The 19,989-nt window shown below is 55.1% G+C and carries 15 protein-coding genes; 13 read left to right on the forward strand and 2 right to left on the reverse strand.

The features are described 5' to 3' along the window. Positions 1-3: 3 nt before the first annotated feature. The 8 genes from BOP93_RS17960 (at position 4) to BOP93_RS17995 (ending at position 13,302) form a co-directional block, all read left to right on the forward strand. Positions 4-3,189, forward strand: coding sequence for a non-ribosomal peptide synthetase (locus BOP93_RS17960; RefSeq protein WP_104503856.1), 3,186 nt, complete (start codon positions 4-6; stop codon positions 3,187-3,189). A 2-nt stretch (positions 3,190-3,191) separates the two neighbouring features. Beyond that, on the forward strand, positions 3,192-7,490 hold the full coding sequence (locus BOP93_RS17965; protein ID WP_104503859.1) for a non-ribosomal peptide synthetase: 4,299 nt from the start codon (positions 3,192-3,194) through the stop codon (positions 7,488-7,490). 28 nt (positions 7,491-7,518) lie between these two features. Beyond that, positions 7,519-8,571, forward strand: a complete 1,053-nt coding sequence (locus tag BOP93_RS17970; RefSeq protein WP_104503862.1) for a hypothetical protein — start codon at positions 7,519-7,521, stop codon at positions 8,569-8,571. A gap of 66 nt (positions 8,572-8,637) precedes the next feature. After that, complete coding sequence (locus BOP93_RS17975) at positions 8,638-8,823, forward strand: MbtH family protein (RefSeq protein ID WP_104503865.1); 186 nt, start codon at positions 8,638-8,640, stop codon at positions 8,821-8,823. A gap of 59 nt (positions 8,824-8,882) precedes the next feature. Then, positions 8,883-9,950 carry a methyltransferase gene (locus BOP93_RS17980; RefSeq protein ID WP_104503868.1) on the forward strand — a complete coding sequence of 356 codons (1,068 nt, stop codon included), beginning with the start codon at positions 8,883-8,885 and terminating at the stop codon, positions 9,948-9,950. A gap of 83 nt (positions 9,951-10,033) precedes the next feature. Then, positions 10,034-11,080 (forward strand): methyltransferase, encoded by a 1,047-nt coding sequence (locus tag BOP93_RS17985; RefSeq protein ID WP_104503871.1) that lies wholly within the window; start codon positions 10,034-10,036, stop codon positions 11,078-11,080. 81 nt (positions 11,081-11,161) lie between these two features. Next, on the forward strand, positions 11,162-11,701 hold the full coding sequence (locus tag BOP93_RS17990) for a dihydrofolate reductase family protein (protein ID WP_104503873.1): 540 nt from the start codon (positions 11,162-11,164) through the stop codon (positions 11,699-11,701). A 56-nt stretch (positions 11,702-11,757) separates the two neighbouring features. Continuing rightward, positions 11,758-13,302 carry a M28 family metallopeptidase gene (locus BOP93_RS17995; protein ID WP_157943518.1) on the forward strand — a complete coding sequence of 515 codons (1,545 nt, stop codon included), beginning with the start codon at positions 11,758-11,760 and terminating at the stop codon, positions 13,300-13,302. Positions 13,303-13,574: 272 nt separating this feature from the next. Here the strand turns inward: BOP93_RS17995 and BOP93_RS18000 are convergent, their stop codons facing one another. Then, complete coding sequence (locus BOP93_RS18000; RefSeq protein ID WP_157943519.1) at positions 13,575-14,117, reverse strand: tyrosine-type recombinase/integrase; 543 nt, start codon at positions 14,115-14,117, stop codon at positions 13,575-13,577. A gap of 340 nt (positions 14,118-14,457) precedes the next feature. Here BOP93_RS18000 and BOP93_RS18005 point away from each other — a divergent pair, with 340 nt between their 5' ends. From BOP93_RS18005 to radC, 5 genes are all read left to right on the forward strand, one after another. Continuing rightward, positions 14,458-14,721, forward strand: coding sequence for a hypothetical protein (locus BOP93_RS18005; RefSeq protein WP_104503881.1), 264 nt, complete (start codon positions 14,458-14,460; stop codon positions 14,719-14,721). 221 nt (positions 14,722-14,942) lie between these two features. After that, entirely contained in the window at positions 14,943-15,275 is a 333-nt protein-coding gene (locus BOP93_RS18010; RefSeq protein ID WP_104503884.1) for a hypothetical protein, read from the forward strand. Between the two features lie 285 nt (positions 15,276-15,560). Continuing rightward, entirely contained in the window at positions 15,561-16,928 is a 1,368-nt protein-coding gene (locus tag BOP93_RS27705) for a hypothetical protein (RefSeq protein WP_205885764.1), read from the forward strand. A gap of 342 nt (positions 16,929-17,270) precedes the next feature. Next, positions 17,271-17,741 carry a DUF3577 domain-containing protein gene (locus tag BOP93_RS18020; protein ID WP_104503886.1) on the forward strand — a complete coding sequence of 157 codons (471 nt, stop codon included), beginning with the start codon at positions 17,271-17,273 and terminating at the stop codon, positions 17,739-17,741. Between the two features lie 105 nt (positions 17,742-17,846). Beyond that, positions 17,847-18,341, forward strand: coding sequence for a RadC family protein (gene radC, locus BOP93_RS18025; protein WP_104503888.1), 495 nt, complete (start codon positions 17,847-17,849; stop codon positions 18,339-18,341). Positions 18,342-18,926: 585 nt separating this feature from the next. Here the strand turns inward: radC and BOP93_RS18030 are convergent. Continuing rightward, positions 18,927-19,856 carry a LysR family transcriptional regulator gene (locus BOP93_RS18030; protein ID WP_157943520.1) on the reverse strand — a complete coding sequence of 310 codons (930 nt, stop codon included), beginning with the start codon at positions 19,854-19,856 and terminating at the stop codon, positions 18,927-18,929. Between the last annotated feature and the right edge of the window lie 133 nt (positions 19,857-19,989).

Genomic DNA, 19,989 nt, shown 5'->3' on the forward strand with positions numbered 1-19,989 from the left:
CGCATGAGCGCTGATACATGCCGGACTGCAACTTTCCCTGTGTCACATGGCCAGGAACAGATCTGGTTTCTGAACGAACTGAACCAACGCTCCCAATTGGCTTACACCCTGGCGATGAGGGTCTCTATTGCCGGGGAATTAAATACACTGAAGTTGCAGCGCGCGGTCAACCAGGTAGCGGCCTCCCAGGAAATATTAAGAACCTCGTTCGCTTACGATAACGAAAAACTCCGCCAAGTGATTTCACCCTCGGCCACACTGCCCGTTCGGTATGTGGAATGCATTGACGATGCACCTGCGCTCAAACGCCTGATCAACATGGAAGTCCAACGCGGCTGGTCGCTGGGCACAGCACCACTGTACCGCCTGCTGCTGATAAAAACCGGCGACCAACAGCATGAACTGGTTATCTGCACACACCATATCGTCTGCGACGGTATCTCTCTGCAACTGTTGCTGAAAAAAATCGTTACCGTTTACACGGACCCTACAGGCTCGCCCGCCGACCCGAACGATGAGGCCCTGCAATTCGTCGACTACGCGACCTGGTCACGACAACACACTTATACCGGGCTCCAATACTGGCGCAAACAGTTGGCCGATGCTCCGACTGTCTTGGACATTTCGACACTGCCCAAACGGAGCGAACAACAGACATTTGCCGGCGCACGAATTCCCGTCGAGTTCAGCCACCATCAATGGCAGGCACTGCGCCAAAGGTTCAGATCCGAGGGCATCTCCTGCGCAGCAGTGTTCTTGGCGGCCTACTGCGTCGTCCTGCACCGTTTGGCCGAACAGGACGATATTCTCATCGGGGTGCCAACCTCAAATCGTCTGCGCCCGGAACTGGCCCAGATGATCGGCTACCTGTCCAATATGTGCATATTTCGCAGCACATACGCTCAGGACCAGAGCGTCATAGACTATCTCCAACAGATCCAGTTGGATCTCACCCAACTGATCGAGCACGGGGAAACGCCCTTCCAGCAAGTACTGCAAAGCGTCGGCCATACACGGCAAGCGGGAATGACGCCATTGTTCCAAGTGTTGTTTGGCTATGAGCAGGGCGTACAACGCACGTTGGATACCGGCGACCTGAAACTGACCGTGTCGGATGTGGATACCGGTGCCGCACGCCTCGATTTGTCGTTGTTCCTGTTTGAGGACCATGAGCTCAATATCAGTGGCTTCCTGGAATACGCCACGGACTCTATCGACACCGAGGCCGCCGAAGATATGGTCCGCATGCTCACCAGCGTGCTGCGCGCATTCGTCATGGCGCCCCACGCCGCCCTGAGTGCCGTACTGCTGGGACCGCCGGACTCGCAAGGGCAGACGCCTGCGGCCACAGCCAATTTTTCCAGTGTGCCTGCCCGTCTGCTCGCCTTGGGTGAGCGCCAACCCGATGCGATCGCGCTGCGTGATGAAAGCGGCGAATTGACCTACGCACAGTTGCGTCAGCAGATCCTGCAGGCGGCGGCAGCTCTACGCACCCTGGGCGCCGAGCCCGGTAAGCTGATCGCTATTATCGGCGAGCGCGGCAACCCGTGGGTAGTCGCCATGTTGGCGATCTGGCAAGTCGGCGGTGTCTACGTCCCGCTGTCCAGGGACCTGCCCGAAAAGCGTCTGCTGGGCATCCTGGCGGAACTCGAAGGGGTCATGCTGATTACTGACGACAGCGCACCTGATCATTTTGGGCAACCCGTCACGTTGAGCATGAGCGCGTTATTTGCCGAAGCCGCAGCGCCGTCCGAGCAGCACGCGACGGATGCCAGTCCCCATTCCGGTTACATGATGTTCACCTCCGGATCGACCGGCAAACCGAAAGGGGTGCACGTCAGTCAGGCCAACCTGGTCTCTACCCTGAACGCATTTGGTCAGTTGCTGGCGTTGAAACCGAGTGATCGGATGCTCGCGCTGACCACTTTCTCCTTCGACATTTCGCTACTGGAACTGCTGCTTCCCCTGGTCCAGGGCGCCAGCGTACAGATCGCCGCCGCTCAGTCCCAACGGGACATGCAAAAGCTCGCAGGCTACCTCGCCGATCCCCGGATCACGTTTGTCCAGGCTACGCCAGTGACGTGGAGGTTGTTACTGGCGACAGGCTGGCAACCCCAGGAGCGGCTGACCATGCTGTGCGGTGGTGAGGCGCTGCCACAGGATCTGGCAGACAGGTTATGCCTGCCCGGCATGACGCTGTGGAACCTTTATGGACCGACCGAAACGACAATCTGGTCCACGGCTTTTCAGCTCAAACCCGGCGATCCGGTGCAACTGGGCAATCCTGTCCCGGGTACGCGATTGGCCGTCGTGGATCGCAACCTGCACAGTGTTCCCAGAGGGGTAATTGGCGAATTACTGGTCTGCGGTCCCAGCGTCAGCCGGGGCTACTATCGCAACCCGGTTGAAACAGCGAAGCAGTTCGTCCCAGACCCCATCGCCGCAGGCCGACGCGCATATCTGACCGGTGACAGAGTGCGCATGCAGCAGGACGGTTCATTGGTTTACATCGGTCGACGTGACGACCAGGTCAAGCTACGCGGACATCGTATCGAGTTGGGAGAAATCGAGGCAGCACTCAGAGGATTGCCTGGGGTACGCGATGCCGCCGCCCAAGTCCATGGCCAGGATGCAAGTCGTGCAATACAGGCTTTCGTCCAGCTTTGCACAACAGCCGATGCCAGCAGGATCGATATCGGGCACTGGCTCGAGATATTACGCCGAACGCTGCCTGAGGCGTGGTTACCGACCGAGTATTTCAGGATAGAAGGCATTCCCCTTACCTATAACGGCAAGCGTGACAGAAAGCGCCTTATGCATCAGGCCGTCAGGCTGCAAGCACCCAGCCAGAGGGTAGCCCCCGGCAGTAAAACCGAGACCCAGGTTCAACAGATCTGGTGCGACCTGCTCAATCGAGAGGATATCGGCGTTACGGATGATTTTTTTCAGGTAGGCGGCCACTCCATTTTGGTGGCGCGCATGGTCGAGCGCATCGAAGCCACGTTCGGACGGCGCGTACCTATCGCAGATATCTATTTCTCTCCAACGATCGCCCGTGTGGCTGCGACGCTGGACTCCATGACATTCGAAAAAGGGCTGGCTGCACACAGCATGAAAGGTGATTGGGAATTTACCGCCATCAGCCTTCAACACAACGCCGGCAGCACGGCCGACGCCCAGGAGAAATAAACATGCACAGCCCCATGATCGATGCTTTCGAGGCCGCACTACGCGCGCTGCCTGCCGCCCGCGACGCACTCGGTGCCTACCCACTGTCCAGCGAACAAAAACGCCTCTGGCTAATCGCCCAATTGGCGGGCACGGCCACGTTGCCAGTGACGGTGCGCTATGCCTTCACCGGCACGGTCGACCTCGCCGTCGTACAACAGAATTTGAGTTCGTGGACCTCACACAGCGAGGCGCTGCGTAGCCTGTTTGTCGAAGTGTTGGGGCGTCCTGTCAGGCTTCTGATGCCTACGGGCCTGGTCAAACTGGAGTTATTCGATCACAGGCCGTCCGATACCGAGATGGCCAGGCTCCTGAGTGCCGCCTTCGAACTCGACAAGGGGCCATTACTGCGCGCGTTTATTATTCGAATTGACGCACAACACCATGAACTGCAACTGGTTGGCCACCCTATCGTAGTGGACGAACACGCCTTACAGCTCATCGCCCAGAGTCTCTTCCAGCCCGAGCCCGATCTTCAGCACCCTGCCATGGGGGCGCTTGCCGAGGTGTTTCACCGAGAACAGGCACTCGCACAGGACCCGCAGATCACTGAACAATGGCATCAATGGGGAATCACTCTGCAGGCACCTGCCGCCACGCAAATCCCGACCGAAAATCCCCGCAACGCAATCAAGGGCTCGGATCGTCAGGTTCATGAAGTGCTCAGTGAGTGGGACAACCGTACCGTTGTAGAGGCAGATCTCGTGACTGGCTGGCTGACGGTGCTAATGCGCTGGCAGGGGTCGCAATCGGCGCTTTGCGCAATCAAGGTGCGTGACCAGACGCATGCCAACTTGATCGGCCCGCTGCAAACCTTCCTGCCCGTGCGCGCCGATATGCCGGATGGGAGCACCCTGGCAGAACTGCGACTCCAAGTGCATAAGCAGCTCATTGACAACGATCGGCCCTCCTTTTCCACATTGCTGCAAGTGTGCCCGCCAAAGCGCGACCTTAGTCGCACCCCCTACTTCCAGACCGCCGTACAATTGATTGCGGACGATGTCCAACAGTTCTCCCCGTGCACCGGCAATCTCACGCGTCTGCCTGCAAGGCAACCCAGCGGCGACCTTGATCTGTTTATCTCCTGCTGGATAAAAGACGGCACCCTCGGCCTGACGCTGGATTACGATTGCGACGTACTGAACTCGAGCCAGGTCGAAACGCTCGCCCAGGCGCTCATCAGCGTATTGTCAGCGCCCGGCGAGCAGCCAATCGCAACGGTTGCGCTGATGGGCCAGCACCTGCAGCAGGCTGTTCTGGCCCAAGCCCAGGGCGCCCACACAACGCCGGCGCAGTTGACGCTGACCGAGCTGGTCGCCGCCAGCACGGAAAAATCCCCGCACGGTATTGCAGTGATCGACAACAGTCAGCAGCTCAGCTACGGCGAGTTATGGGCGAGGGCTGCAGTGGTGGCGGCCAACGTCTGCCAGCACGTGCCAGGGCCAAGCAGCATCATCGCCGTAGCGCTGCCCAGGTCGGCTGAATTCATTACAGCGCTGCTGGGGGTACTGCGAGCAGGTCATGCATTTTTGCCCATCGACCCCCGCCTGCCCATCGACCGTATCCGTTATCTGATTGAAAACAGTGGCTGCACACTGGTCATTACGTCCGATCAGCAATCCATAGAGGGCTGGCCAGAAGTCGCGACGATACGCATGGAGGCGCTTGATCCCGATATTCATTGGGAAACACCCCAGGGGCTCAGTTGCCGCGATGCTGCCTACCTGATTTACACCTCGGGCAGCACCGGCACGCCCAAGGGGGTGATCGTGGAGCACCGGCAAGTCGTCAACAACATTTTCTGGCGACAACGAACCTGGCCCCTGACGCCACAGGACAACGTGCTGCATAACCATTCGTTCAGCTTCGATCCCAGCGTCTGGGCGGTGTTCTGGCCGCTGCTGACCGGTGGCACCATTGTGCTGGCGGATGTCAGGACCATGGAGGACAGCACCGCGCTGCTCGATCTGATGATCCGCCATGACGTCAGCGTTCTGGGCGGCGTACCGAGTCTGCTCGGTACGCTGATCGACCACCCATTCGCCAATGACTGCCGAGCGGTCAAGCTAGTGCTCAGTGGCGGGGAAGTCCTTAACCCCGAACTGGCACGCAAGATTCAAAAGGTTTGGCAGGCAGACGTGGCTAACCTTTACGGGCCCACCGAAGCAACGATTGATGCGCTGTATTTTGCGATCAAGGAAAACGGCACTGGCGCCCTTCCAATCGGTTATCCAATTGACAATGCCCAAGCTTACATCGTTGACCAGGATCTCTATCCAGTCCCACCCGGTGTCCCAGGGGAAATCATGCTTGCGGGCCGGAACCTGGCCCGGGGCTATTTGGGCAATCCTGCGCAGACCGCGCAGCGCTTCCTGCCCAACCCATTTGGTAACGGACGCGTATACGCAACGGGCGATCTGGGACGACGCTGGCCTTCGGGCGCAATCAGCTATCTGGGACGCCGCGATCAACAGGTAAAAATCCGTGGCCATCGCATTGAACTCAACGAAGTGGCTCATCTGTTGTGCCAGGCACTTGAGCTGAAGGAGGCCATCGTTTTCGCCCAGCATGCAGGAACCGAGCATGCACGGCTCGTGGCAGCCATCGAGCAATTCCCAGGCCAGCAAAGTGACAGCATCAAACAGCAACTGGTGCGCCACTTGCCGTCTCATTTGATCCCCAGCCAGCTCCTGCTATTGGATGAACTGCCAAGAACCGCGACCGGCAAGGTCGATATGCTCAAGCTGAATCAGTTGGCGGCGCCTCATCCGACTGAACCCACGGCGAGGCAAAGCCGTGCGCCACGCACCGACCTGGAACAATCGGTCATCGAGGATTTTGCACACGTCCTCGAGCTCGCAGAGATAGCGCCTGACACGGATTTCTTCGAGCAAGGTGGTAACTCGATTCTACTCACACGCCTGGCTGGCACCCTCGCAGCCAAATACCAAGTGCAGATCCCACTGCATGAATTTTTCCTCACCCCAACACCGGCAGCAGTGGCGCAGGCCATTGAAATCTATCGCCGAGAAGGCCTGACAGCGCTCCTGACACGCCAGCATGCACAAACGTTGGAGCAGGACATCTATCTGGATGAACACGTGCGGCCGGATGGCTTACCGCATGCCAACTGGTATCAGCCTTCTGTCGTGTTCCTGACCGGGGCCACGGGCTACCTTGGGCTATACCTGATTGAACAGTTGCTCAAGCGCACCCAGAGCCGCGTCATCTGCCTGTGCCGCGCAAAAAATGCCGAGCATGCAAAAACCAGGATTCAGGAAGGCCTGAATGCCTATCGCATTGACGTGGACAGCGAACTGCATCGTGTGGAGTACGTCGCCGGCGATCTGGCGTTGCCGAACCTGGGCCTGAGTGAGCATCAATGGCAAATGCTGGCAGAAGAAGTCGATGTGATTTATCACAACGGTGCTCTGGTCAACTTTGTCTATCCCTACAGTGCACTCAAAGCCACGAACGTGGGAGGCACGCAGACCATTCTGGAATTGGCCTGCACCACTCGGCTCAAGAGTGTGCAGTATGTCTCGACCGTGGACACTCTCCTGGCCACCCACATTCCTCGCCCCTTCATTGAGGATGATGCTCCGCTGCGTTCCGCCGTCGGCGTGCCAGTGGGCTATACCGGCAGCAAGTGGGTAGCCGAGGGGGTCGCTAATCTTGGCCTCGCTCGCGGTATTCCGGTCAGCATCTTCCGTCCGGGGTTGATCCTGGGTCATACCGAAACGGGCGCCTCGCAGAGCATCGATTACCTGCTGGTGGCGCTACGAGGTTTCCTTCCTTTGGGCATCGTGCCGGATTACCCACGCATCTTCGACATAGTGCCTGTGGACTACGTCGCCGCAGCGATCGTGCACATATCCCTGCAGCCGGAAGCCAGGGACAAGTTCTTCCACCTGTTCAACCCGGCGCCGGTCACCATTCGCCAGTTCTGCGACTGGATTCGCGAGTTTGGCTATGAATTCAAACTGGTCGACTTCGAACATGGCCGACAGCAAGCGTTGAGCGTACCGCCCGGGCACCTGTTGTACCCGCTGGTGCCCTTGATCAGGGATGCCGATCCGCAACCCCACCGCGCGTTGGATCCTGACTACATCCATGAAGTGAATCCCGCACTGGAATGCAGGCAGACCCTGGAGCTGCTGGCCTCCTCGGACATCGTCCTGTCGAAAACGACAAAAGCCTACGCGCACGCAATTTTGCGCTACCTGATAGACACCGGGTTCATGGCCAAGCCAGGCGCGTAGCGGATTGATGAGAGACAGGACAAATATCATGGAACCGATAGCCTTTCCCATTGCACATGCGCCCTTCATCCTGGGCTGCCCGGAAAACCTGCCGACCACGGAGCGAGAACTTGCCCCTTCTGCGGCGATGGCACGGCAGATCCTGGAGTATCTCGAGGCTGGCCCACAGCCGCGAAATCTTCAGCAATATCTCGGCACGCTACGGGAAGTCATGGCGCATCTGCCCTGCGCTTCCACGGGGCTGATGACCGATGATCCACGGGAAAACCAGGAAAACCGAGACAACGATATTGCCTTCGGCATCGAACGGCACCAGGGCAATACGGTTGCCCTGATGGTCAAGGCAACCCTGGATGCGGCGATTCAGACGGGCGAGTTGGTGCAGCGCAGCGGCACCAGCCTGGATCAGCTGGAGTGGAGCGACATGATGTCGGTCGTGCAGATGATCCTGCAGACGATTGCCTGCCCCCGTCTTATGTCCGAATCGCGCGTAATGTTCCAGGCACCGAACAGCAAGCTCGAGGAAGATGATCAGGACCCGCTGAGACGCTGGGTACGCGGCCACCTGATGTTCATGGCCCTGTGCCAAGGCATGAGCCTGTGCACCAACCTCCTGATCAGCGCAGCCCACGACGAGGATCTCGAACTGGCGTGTGCGCAGGCCAATCGGCTTATTCAACTGATGAATATCTCGCGCATCACGCTTGAGTTCTCAACCGACCTGAACTCACAACAATACGTCAGCCAAATCAGACCGACGCTCATGCCGCCGATCGCGCCGCCCAAGATGAGCGGCATCAACTGGCGTGACCATGTGGTGATGATTCGTTCCATGCGCCAATCCACTGGAGCCTGGAACTTTATTGAACAGACCTATCCCCATCTGGCGGAACGTATGCGAACCGTGTTGACGCAGGTCTACAGCGCCCATCGGGGAGTTTGCGAAAAGTTCGTCGGTGAAGAAAACACCAGTTTGTTGGCCAAGGAAAACGCCACGAACACCGCTGGCCAGGTGCTGGAAAACTTGAAGAAATCAAGATTGAAATACCTCAAGACAAAAGGTTGCCCCGGAGCGGGTTGATGCCCTGAGTGCACCTGACGCCCCATCGAAACCGGTCCGATATACGGGAAAGCAAAGGAGAGAACCATGCCGACATTTCTGGGAGACGACGACACAGTGCCGTGTGTGGTCGTTGTTAATGCAGACAAGCAATATTCGATATGGCCAAGCGCGAGGGACATTCCGTCGGGTTGGGCCGAAGCAGGATTCAAGGGGTCACGTGCGGACTGCTTGAAACATATCGCGCAGATCTGGCCAGAGCCGACGGCATAGATGCAACGCGATGCAAAAAGGTTGCGTGAACATCAATTAACCCAAGCAAGGAAGAAAAAATGACTGCTACTCATCGCACCACCGATCACGTCAAGCCTCAGGTATTGGATATGCCGGGCCTGTCGGGCATTCTTTTCGGTCACGCCGCTTTTCAATACCTGCGAGCCAGCTGCGAACTGGATTTGTTCGAGCATGTCAGCGACCTGCGCGAAGCCACCAAGGCAAGCATCAGCAGTCGGCTGAAGTTGCAGGAACGCGCCGCGGATATTCTGCTGCTGGGCGCCACCTCCCTGGGCATGCTGGTCAAGGAAAACGGCATCTACCGCAATGCGGATGTGGTTGAGTCCCTGATGGCCACGGATGACTGGCAACGCTTCAAAGATACCGTGGCCTTTGAAAACTACATCGTCTATGAAGGCCAATTAGACTTTACCGAGTCGCTGCAGAAAAACACCAACGTCGGTCTGCAGCGTTTCCCAGGCGAAGGGCGCGATCTTTATCATCGCCTGCACCAGAATCCCAAACTGGAAACGGTGTTCTATCGATATATGCGTTCGTGGTCAGAACTGGCCAACCAGGACCTGGTTAAACACCTCGACCTGTCGCGCGTGAATAAATTGCTGGATGCCGGTGGCGGTGATGCCGTCAATGCCATCGCCCTGGCAAAACACAATGAGCACCTGAACGTGACGGTGTTGGATATCGACAACTCCATTCCAGTCACTCAAGGCAAAATCAGTGAGTCCGGACTCAGCAACCGGGTAAAAGCCCAGGCACTGGATATCCTGCACCAGCCCTTCCCCGAAGGTTACGACTGCATCCTCTTTGCCCACCAATTGGTAATTTGGACCCTCGAAGAAAACACCCACATGCTGCGCAAGGCGTACGACGCGCTGCCTGAAGGCGGGCGCGTGGTTATCTTCAACTCCATGTCCAACGACGAAGGCGACGGTCCGGTCATGGCCGCACTGGACAGTGTCTACTTTGCCTGCCTGCCTGCCGAGGGCGGCATGATCTATTCCTGGAAACAGTATGAGGACTGCCTGGCGGAAGCCGGCTTCACGAACCCAGTGCGTACCGCAATTCCAGGCTGGACACCGCACGGCATTATCGTGGCGTACAAGTAATCCTGCCTCCTCCGACCCCACTGGGGTCGGAGGAGTCAATTCAACCTCTTCGTATTGGCATTACCTGGCGATAGGACACCGACATGGCAAGGCAAAGCGAGACAACTGTGGCGATGCCGCAGCAGATAAGACAGCTTTTATACAGCCAGCTTATTTCACAATCCATTCAGACCTTCTGTGAACTGCGCTTGCCTGACGTTATGCAGGCCGTCGGCAAGCCAACCTCCATAGAACGACTGGCTGAACAGACACACACCCATATCAGCGCCCTGTCGCGCCTGTTGAAGGCCTTGAAGCCCTTCGGGCTGGTGAATGAAACGGGCGAAGGGTTTTCCCTGACCGCTCTGGGCGCCAGTCTGACCCATGACGCCTTCGCTTCCGCCCAACCCAGTGCTCTGTTGATCAACGGTGAAATGGGCCAAGCCTGGCGCGGCATGGCGCAAACAATCCGAACCGGCGAATCCAGCTTCAAGACACAATATGGCAGCAGTTTGTTCGAGTATTTCGAACAACATCCGGAACGCCGGGCAATCTTTGACCGGTCCCAGGACATGGGGCTGGATCTGGAAATCCCCGAGATACTGGAGAACATCGACCTCCACGAGGGTGAGCATATTATCGATGTCGGAGGGGGCTCGGGGCATTTGCTGATGCACATGCTGGACAAGTGGAAAGAGAGCAAAGGCACACTCTTCGATTTGCCCGTCGCGGCACAGATCGCCCTCGAACAGTTGCAAAAACTTGGAAAAACCGGCCGTTTCGAAATCGTCGCCGGTGACTTCTTCAAGAGCCTGCCCGACAACGGCAGCGTTTACCTGCTCTCCCATGTCTTGCACGACTGGGGCGATGAAGACTGCCAGGCCATTTTGGCCACCTGCAAGCGAAGCATGCCGGACCATTCACAATTGGTGGTAGTGGACTTGGTGATCGACCAGGATGAAAGCGCGCAAGCTAATCCTACGGGCGCGATGATGGATCTGTATATGCTGTCCTTGTTCGGTATCGCAGGTGGCAAGGAGCGCACAGAGCTTGAGTTCAGAACCCTCATTGAAAGCAGCGGCTTTATTGTCGAGCAGGTAAAGCGCCTTCCAAGTGGCAATGGCATTCTATTCGCCTACCCTAAAAAATGATCGCCCTTGCCCCTTGCCACGTTGCAGAGGGGCTTTTTATCAGTGGGTTATTCCCCGCCTGCCTGTTCATGAGGAAATTACATGTCGACGCTGGTCTATTACGTAGCTGCCACGCTGGACGGTTACATTGCTACTGAGCAGCACAAGCTGGATTGGCTGGACAATTTCGCGCTGGGGGATGATGCAACGCCCTATGACGATTTCTATGAGACGGTCGGGGCGGTGGTCATGGGCTCGCAAACCTACGACTGGATCATGTCGAACGCTCCCGATGACTGGCCCTACCAGGATGTGCCAGCCTTCGTCATGAGTAACCAGGACCTGTCAGCCCACCCCAACCTGAATATCACCTTCGTAAAGGGCGACGCCAGGGACATTGCGATCAGGGCCAGGTCTGCGGCAAAGGGTAAGAATGTCTGGCTGGTCGGTGGCGGCAAGACAGCCGCTTGTTTCGCCAACGCCGGAGAACTGCAGCAGCTGTTTATTACCACCATTCCGGTCTTCCTGGGCAGTGGCGTTCCGGTACTGCCGGTTGACCACGCGCTTGAGGTCGTTCTGCGAAAACAGCGCACGCTGAAGAGCGGTGCCATTGAGTGCGTTCTGGACGTGAAAATGGATTAACGCCCACAGACCATCGTGTATCGGCATTCGCAGCATCGGCCCTAAGGAAGAAGCCAGTGAAACCTTTGTTATTGAGTTTATGTTTGCTTGCCCTCGTTGTCTGGGCAAGCGTTCAGGGAACAGGGATGGTGAAACCTGGCGCCCTGACAACGGTCGATGCCCGCGATATTGGCTATCTGAATGTACGCAATAACCTGGGCGTCATCGCCGCCTCCCCCCACCCCACTGCATCAGCACGTCAGGCCGTTGTCAGGCGCTACCTGCTGGAAACGATAGCGGGCATGGGTTACCAAGTTGCCGAGCAACCCTTTCGTTTTACCATCGACCGCATGGTAAACCGGCAAAAAGTACTCTACGCCGAGCTGAACGAGCACCAGCGACAAGCCTTCGATGCCGAACTGGCGCGCGTCGGCGCGGACAGTTTTGAACAGGAAGTGCGAATTCGCTCCGGCCTGCGGGAAGGTGACAGTGGCCAGGGAACCAACCTGATAGCCTCACGCCGCGTACAGGGAGCCACCGCGACCGTCTTGTTCATGGCGCATTACGACAGCGTCGGAACCGCACCGGGGGCCAGTGACGATGGTATGGCCGTCGCCTCGATACTGCAGCTGATGCGGGACAGCATTACCCGCAGCGACGCCAAAAACAACGTTATCTTCCTGCTCACCGACGGCGAAGAACTGGGCCTGCTGGGGGCGCAGCACTACGTATCACAGCTCAGCAGGACGGAGCGTGAGGAAATACGCCTGGTGTTGAACTTTGAGGCCAGAGGTAACCAGGGCATCCCGTTGTTGTTCGAGACGTCACAGAAGGATTACAGCTTGATCAAAACCCTGAACGAAGGGGTACAGGGCATCATTTCTTTCTCATTCACCCCGCTCATTTACAAGATGCTGCAAAACGACACGGACTTCACCGTATTCAGGGAACATAATATCGCGGGGTTGAATTTTGCGGTCGTCGAGGGTTTTGAACACTACCACCACATGAGTGACACGGTAGACAACCTTGCACCAGAGACCTTGTTTCGCTACCAGAAAACAGTACGAGAGGTGGGCAACCACTTTATCCACGGCACAGACCTCTCCTCCCTGAGCGCTGACGAGGACGCAACTTATTTCCCGCTACCTGGCGGCACACTGCTGGTCATCAACTCGCTCACCATGCTTGGCCTGGGCATCGCTTCGCTCGTGCTCTGCGGTCTTTGGGCGCTGAGCTGGCGTATCAACGCTCGGCATCAGGGCAAGCATTCCGTGCTGCGCCCCACCGCTGTTGCGCTGCTCGGCATCGCCAGTGCTGCACTTGCGTACTCCGTTCCCAGCGTCGCCTATCTGGTCGTCATTCCAAGTCTGCTGCTGGCTTGCGCCATGTTGATGCCAAGCTCCAGCATCGGCTACTCAATCATGCTGCTGAACGCCTATGCCTGCGGGATACTCTACGCGCCCATCATCTACCTGGTTTCATCCGGTCTTGAAATGCCGATCATTGCAGGGATCATTGCCTGTCTACCCTTCTGTCTGCTGGCGGTGGGAATGGCAGGCCTCATCGCACGAACCCTTAGGAATAAGAGAGACGCACCCAGTGGCAACGCCCGGGCCTGACGGTCAAATCCCACGCAAAAAAAAGCCTGCATCGCTGCAGGCTTTTCTCTATCGGGCTCCACGACCTGGACTCGAACCAGGGACCCAATGATTAACAGTCATTTGCTACCTGTTAGTCAAACCGGTGCCACGAAAAACGTGGTGGAGACATAGAAACGCTGTGTAGCGCGAGCGCATGAACGCATCACGCCATGAAAGTTAGTCGCGTTGGATTAGCTTGTCAAAGCAGGGTAATTCATTGGGCTGTAGGAAAAGGAGACGGTAGGAGTCAGCTACCGCATCATCTCCAATGCATGCCTTACCTGGTCAACGTCGACGTGTACGTATTTCAAGGTAGTTGCAATGCTTCGATGCCCTGGCAAATCCTTGACGATATGAAGATTACTCTTGGGCTGCTTCATCAAATCGGTAGCAATTGTATGCCTGAAACGATGCGGGCTCACATGCACCCCAAGCTTGCGGCTCAGCGATGTATAAAACCGTGACAGCTGGCTCATATCCATCGTTCTGCGCATATGGCGCTGTGAAAATTTGTTGACGTTGAAGAGCTGCTCATTGGATTTGATGCCGCGCTTTTTAGCATTCAACAGCAAGATCCTCAGGTGCTTGGCAAGCTTGCTGTGTATAGGTACGAAGTGCTCATCGAAATTCTTGGAAACCTCAGGGTGAATGCAGAATTGCATGCTATCCATATCCACATCTTGGGGACGAAGATTCAGCAGCTCATTCGCTCGGATGCCCGTGTAGTAAAACGTCTCGAACACCGTTCGCCAGAACCACGCAGGGTGGAGCGATGCCATTGCAAGCGTCTTCATTTCGGAACGCGCCATCCCTACGAGAATGATCCGTGCATCAGGGGCTCAGTGCGCTCACTGATGTATTGATTACCAACGCCATCCTAAGCGATATCTCACCACATTCCTGTGCTATCCGAGATGAACATTTGGAAGGATACCTTCGCGCAATCCAGTGCCTAGCTTTGGAGATAGAACGAGCGATCTCTGAGGCATGGGAAACAGCGGATAACCCCACCTATCTTAGCGACGCCGACCAAGAACAGGCCCGGCAAGAAATACATGGAGTGTCTGAAACCGTTTCAACGCTGACCTGGAGCCGTATACCAACGACAAAACAAACACATCGGGAGGCCGCTCAATGACTACCTCACTCAACAAGATGATTTCGATTTCCGACGAATCCTTGAGTGCACTGGAATACGCCCACCAAGCGCTGAAATCAGCTGAGGCCAATTTCAAGGCACTGAAGACAATCGTCAGCGAGCAGTCAGATGCCTTTCACATGGCACGGATGGGCGAGTTGTTTTGCATGGATCAGGCAGGAGGCCTGGATTGCTTGCACGAGGACTATCAGCACCAGTTCGAAGAGGTAATTGGCCAAGCAAAGGATGAGGTGCACTGATGAGCCGAGTAGAAACCCTTCCCGATCGCCTAGAGAACCAGTTGCTGACCATTATCGAGCTCTCCAAAGTACTGTCGAACAACGCAGCTTACAAAGATTGTGCAGACCCACCGCAGATAGATTCAGGAGGCGAAAGCGCAATCTGTTCGGCCAATCACCTTCATCGGTGAAATAGCGCACAACGACTTTTGCGACTTGATGAACGCCTCGGAGGGATCCTGATGAGCTCGCCCTCAATCACTGCCCTCCTCCCCGACATGCTGACTGAGTTTTCAGCACTAGCATTGAACCCCAACGCTCAACCTACCGATGATCAAGTCGCAAGGCTTCAAGTCTTGAAAGCTGGAGCTGCTAACTCAGCACTGGCAGCTGAACTTGGCATCAGTGCAGTAGGTGCCGCAATCGGTGTCTGTGTCGGAGATTTGGATGATTTACACATTCGCAACCTTGGGTGGCTGCTAGAGATGCTTGGGGAGATCTCTGGTAATGCTCGTCACGTTGAGCATGAGGCAATCCACTACCTGCGTATGGCAGAACTCAAAGCTGTAATTTGAACGACTGAGCTCAAACAGCGACGGCCTGGCTCCGGCCGTCGCGATCCTCCATACTTGGTGAGTCTGACTGACTGATTTGCATGCCTCTTTCGAGGCGATTTTCAATCGTTGCCCTACGAACCAAGCGTGCCTGAACTTTGCTGCTTGGGCTTCCGCCCGGATGTAGCAGCGCTCGCCGATGTTCGTAAACCCTACGTGCTTTCTATGCACGTTAGCGGCTCTCGCGAATTGCAAGTTGGTTGAGATCCCCGTTGCTATGAAGCGTAAGAAGTCTTTGAGGGTTTGATGAGTATTTTTGCTGGAAAGGCAACACCGCAGACCCGCATGCGGACTTGGGCGCTTCATGCTTCCGTGATCGAGCAAAAGATGAATGCTCACGCTCAAGAGGCCAGGCACGATTATTTTGAGCACCTTTACGTCCTGAAAATTGATGACCAGCGAATGGTGCAGCTATGGGCTGGTAACCACCCTCTTTCAATCAAAGATCAAAAGGAGATTCAGGTAGAGGGTGGTGCAGCTTTAGTGGTCTCTCAGGACACGACTTTCGGTCATGTCGTAGTCTTCATTTATCCCTACGCGCTTTACCCAAACCCAGTCAAACCTATCCTCTGGGGTGTGTTCGATAGCCCAGCGGACATCACTCAAGGTGACTGGCTTGACCGCATATTTCTGGACTACGCAAGTTGCTGCCGAGCATCAAGCGTTGTCGATCAGACAGCTTTTACGCGGGACCGTTTACGCATGCGATGGCTCATCCTCCGTAGCCATACTCTCAAGCTTCGCGGCCGGTCCTCGATGACGACTAAGATCATCAAATCGAGACCGTCCTGGGGTAAACGAACCCTTGCTGGGCTTGCTATCGCTTTCGGCTTATTAGTCGCTGTGACTACGCTGCCTAGCAACCTGGCAACACTATCAGGCTATTCCATACCAGCTCTATGGGCGTTATGGCAGTCTCCCCCTGCCGACGACGTAGATGCCCCAAAATCTAGCGTGCCTGCACCTGATAAAGAATCAGGAAGAGAAATACCGGTGAGTATCGTTCCTCATGTGCCGGATTCTACAGTCACTGCAGTAACGCCAGATTTGATAGCCATGCCGGTGATCAAGGGCCGCTATACCTTCTGTCCTTCTCAGGAAGACCGAGACAACCCAAAGCTCCTAGACCTTTTGTACGACGTCCGAGCAAATGCTGGGCAGATAGCATTCTTCGATGTGCAGGTGGGTATTGATTGTGTACTGAGTACGGAGCCGGACTACAGGGCGCCGTTCTATCGTATTGAGGATCCAGGCGTGGTGAACTACCTCATGCGTGTTCCCCTGGTGGACAAGGGGAACCTCACCGGATCTAAGCAGTGGATCAGCGGCGAACGCAACCCAGCCACTCTTTGGGAAATGTATAGCGACAACGGCTCCGCCATTGCGATACATAACGGTGACGACAGCCGCAATCCATTGTCACGCTTCCAACCACATGTTGAAGGCATGGTTGATATCTTGTTCGGCCCCTATTCGATCAAGGAAAGCTACGACGATGACGCGATTACTTTTGATCTGAACGCTTCGTTCCTTGACCGCACGGCTCTACAGCAAGCCACTGCCATTGCGAAAGAACTCAGAAATATTCGTGCAGCTGGGACGAAAACAGAATGAGTCATGGGTAGGTTAGCGATGCCATGGATCGAAGACGACCGACACGAGGATGATCGCTCCTACAAACTGTATCGACATCCACCACTATACAAAGCCTACTGACGTTCTCATCCTTCCCGTGTGCCTGCTGACGTTGTCGGCAACATGGTAAAGGCAGTTCTGATCTAGAAAACTGCAGCGCACACAGTGTGCGTCGATCAACAAACGGCCGCTCCCGCATTCATTGTTATGCGGCCTAATGTCAGTGCTTTCGACGTTGAATGCATACCACACCACCCAGCGGGGAATCATCTTCCCCTGGGGCGAGTGATTTCTCGTTTTCGATGTAAAACGGAGAAACCCATGCGTCAACCGTTCACTAACGAAACCAAATATTTCGACCTGCACACACGCGGTATAGGCTATCTGTGTCGGGCTCGTGAGGTTCGCGTTCGAAAAGCTGACCCCTTTATGGCGGTCACCGTGGATGCGCTGCACGGTGCCACCCATGACGCTGAATACACTTATATTGATTGCCGGGTAACTGGCACTGAAGCGGATATGCTGATTCGTCACTGCAAGGAAGAAATCAACTCGGGCGACAAAGTCCTAGTGAGTTTCACGATAGGTGATATTTGGATCTCACCTTTTACTTACCAAAAAGGGGATAAAAAAGGTCAGCCAGGCGCGAGCCTCAAAGGCCGGCTGCTCTACATCTCCATGCTCAGAATCAACGGCGAAACTGTGTTCAGGGCTACGCCCAAGGACACCACACAGAAAGCCTCCTCCGACGTTGTCATGGACCGCTCAGAACTTGCTGAAAGCGACGACTGACCGACCACCTATCCAAGGCGCCTTCCCAGGCGCCAACACCTAACTCTGGGGGAACACGATTCTCTCCGGGAACGCGAACCTCCGTGACTTATTAAAGAGGTTTTGATGAGCGTTTTCTACACTCAAGTCGGGCAGGCGGTGTTAGCGATCGAATGCCGTGAGGATGAGGACCTGGTGATCAACACCGCTTTAGAGGTGCTTGATCGGCGACTGTTTACTCGAGGGCCCAAGCTTGAAAAGCCTCAGGAAGTAGCCGACTACCTTAAGCTACAAATCGCAAAGATGGAGCATGAGGTCTTTGCTGTCATTTACTTGGACAGCGTGCACAGACCCATCAAATTTGAGGTGCTCTTTCACGGAACCATCAATGCAGCCGTTATCTATCCGAGGCAAATAGCCAAACGGGCAATAGCTTTGAACGCAGCGGCTATCATCGTTGCTCATAGTCATCCTTCTGGATGCACCAACCCTAGCCAGGCAGATCGCAGGCTTACCAAGCATTTGAAAGAGTGTCTAGAGCTCATGGACATACGACTACTCGACCATTTAATCATAGGAGAAGGCACATCCCTCTCTTTTGCGGAATGTGGTTGGCTTTGATCTTAGTTAAGACGCCCCACTTGGGCGCCCGCTTCTTCCTTACTCCACCATCAGTAGACACCACGCAGGAATTCCTCTTCTTTAACGGGGCATGCTCAGGCTCATGACTATGATCATGGATGTGAATAGATAGCTAGCCAACTGAATCTCAAAACTGAGAGCTATCCACATCCTGGTCACTCCCAGGTAATCAGAAATTAGCACTCCCAAAATGTGGAGCGTTCATGCTTGCCGTAAACTAAATCATCACATACTTTACTCTCGATGCCCTCGCCCATGGATTTAGGGCCACTGAATGCAGTTTTCGCCATCAGCTCACTCAATAGGTTCATAGAGCAATGCTTTGATGAAAAAACTATCGAAACATCAGATAGGGAGGTGGGAAATGTTTGCATTGATCAGTTCGAAAAGACGGGGGTGTTTGCTAGCTTCAATACGTTAAAAACGTCCAGCGCATAGGATCCCGCAATTTACTCTGAGTCCTAGCCGATCATCATTATGAAGGCAGTCCCATTATCCTATGCGCCAGATTCGTTTGACCGCGTTGAGGCTTGGCAGAGCTATAACTTTAAGTCTGGCGTAGATTTAGGTAACAGCAACAATGTTCCGTGGCTGTTCTAGGGTACGAAGTTCTATAGACGTAGTACGTATGCAACCGGCAAGATGGTCTACGATCAGCGAAGCGCCTGGTTGCAAGGGCCTAACGAGGCTGATACTAAACGGGACCGAGACAGACAGCGGTCTGATAACCAAACCTTGGCTTAAGAAGGTGTTAGCCACCAACGGATTAATTATTGAAACACCAATTCCGCTAAGTACCATCTGGCAGATTGCAGCCGCATTGTCGACCTCAATAATGCTGGTACGAGAGACGCCCAGCTTAGCAAACAGACCGTCTAAGTGATGACGATAGGGATCGCTGGGAGCTAAATGCACGAAGGGATAGTTGCTCAAAGAACGAGGATCTATAACCGTGTGCGCCGACAATGGATGGCCAGTTGGCAAAATACACACCTCGTCGACGTCCATCAGATGCTCAATACTGGTGCCCAGCGGCGCTTTCATCCCCTCGATTAATCCGATGTCATAGACTTGGCTGGCCAACAGGTTCTCAATATCAGGAGAGTCATGAGTTGTTAGGCTCAGGTTAATGTCAGGGTAGTGCTGTAGAAATCGGGCAAGGCTTGCTGGTAGAACAGTTTGTGAAAGCACTGGAAGACTAATTATATTAATTTTCTCTCGCAACCCGAGTCGTATAGATAAGGCTGCCGCGTTGATACGCGACAATCCCTCGTAAGTTTTCAATATTTCGGAGTGCAGCGCCATGCCCTGCGCCGTCGGCTTGAGACGCCCCTTAGAGCGTTCGAACAAACGCATACCAATAATATCCTCGAAACGAGAAAGTTCACGACTGACTGTGGGTTGTGACGTTTCCAGCGCCAAAGCAGCGCCGGTAACAGTGCCTGTAACCATGACGGCCTTAAATATTTCTACGTGTCGGAAAATAATTTTCATACCACATCCATGAATGAGAATTGATGACATCATTAGCGCATGAGCTTTTCATTTTTCTAGACAAGCACGGTCAAAAATTGAGAAAAGAACAAACACTGAAACACAAACTTTGCACGACTTATTTTTCACAGTG

This window comes from Pseudomonas orientalis (assembly GCF_002934065.1).
Classification (GTDB): domain Bacteria; phylum Pseudomonadota; class Gammaproteobacteria; order Pseudomonadales; family Pseudomonadaceae; genus Aquipseudomonas; species Aquipseudomonas orientalis_A.

Bases quoted from the DNA above. Each gene is read 5' to 3' on its own strand.
- BOP93_RS17985 (WP_104503871.1), top strand. From the start codon at position 10,034: ATGGCAAGGCAAAGCGAGACAACTGTGGCGATGCCGCAGCAGATAAGA.
- BOP93_RS18030 (WP_157943520.1), bottom strand. From the start codon at position 19,856: ATGAAAATTATTTTCCGACACGTAGAAATATTTAAGGCCGTCATGGTT.
- BOP93_RS17980 (WP_104503868.1), top strand. From the start codon at position 8,883: ATGACTGCTACTCATCGCACCACCGATCACGTCAAGCCTCAGGTATTG.
- BOP93_RS18000 (WP_157943519.1), bottom strand. From the start codon at position 14,117: ATGAAGACGCTTGCAATGGCATCGCTCCACCCTGCGTGGTTCTGGCGA.
- BOP93_RS17960 (WP_104503856.1), top strand. From the start codon at position 4: ATGAGCGCTGATACATGCCGGACTGCAACTTTCCCTGTGTCACATGGC.
- BOP93_RS17965 (WP_104503859.1), top strand. From the start codon at position 3,192: ATGCACAGCCCCATGATCGATGCTTTCGAGGCCGCACTACGCGCGCTG.
- BOP93_RS18020 (WP_104503886.1), top strand. From the start codon at position 17,271: ATGCGTCAACCGTTCACTAACGAAACCAAATATTTCGACCTGCACACA.
- BOP93_RS17970 (WP_104503862.1), top strand. From the start codon at position 7,519: ATGGAACCGATAGCCTTTCCCATTGCACATGCGCCCTTCATCCTGGGC.
- BOP93_RS18010 (WP_104503884.1), top strand. From the start codon at position 14,943: ATGAGCTCGCCCTCAATCACTGCCCTCCTCCCCGACATGCTGACTGAG.
- BOP93_RS18005 (WP_104503881.1), top strand. From the start codon at position 14,458: ATGACTACCTCACTCAACAAGATGATTTCGATTTCCGACGAATCCTTG.
- BOP93_RS27705 (WP_205885764.1), top strand. From the start codon at position 15,561: ATGAGTATTTTTGCTGGAAAGGCAACACCGCAGACCCGCATGCGGACT.
- BOP93_RS17990 (WP_104503873.1), top strand. From the start codon at position 11,162: ATGTCGACGCTGGTCTATTACGTAGCTGCCACGCTGGACGGTTACATT.
- BOP93_RS17975 (WP_104503865.1), top strand. From the start codon at position 8,638: ATGCCGACATTTCTGGGAGACGACGACACAGTGCCGTGTGTGGTCGTT.
- radC (WP_104503888.1), top strand. From the start codon at position 17,847: ATGAGCGTTTTCTACACTCAAGTCGGGCAGGCGGTGTTAGCGATCGAA.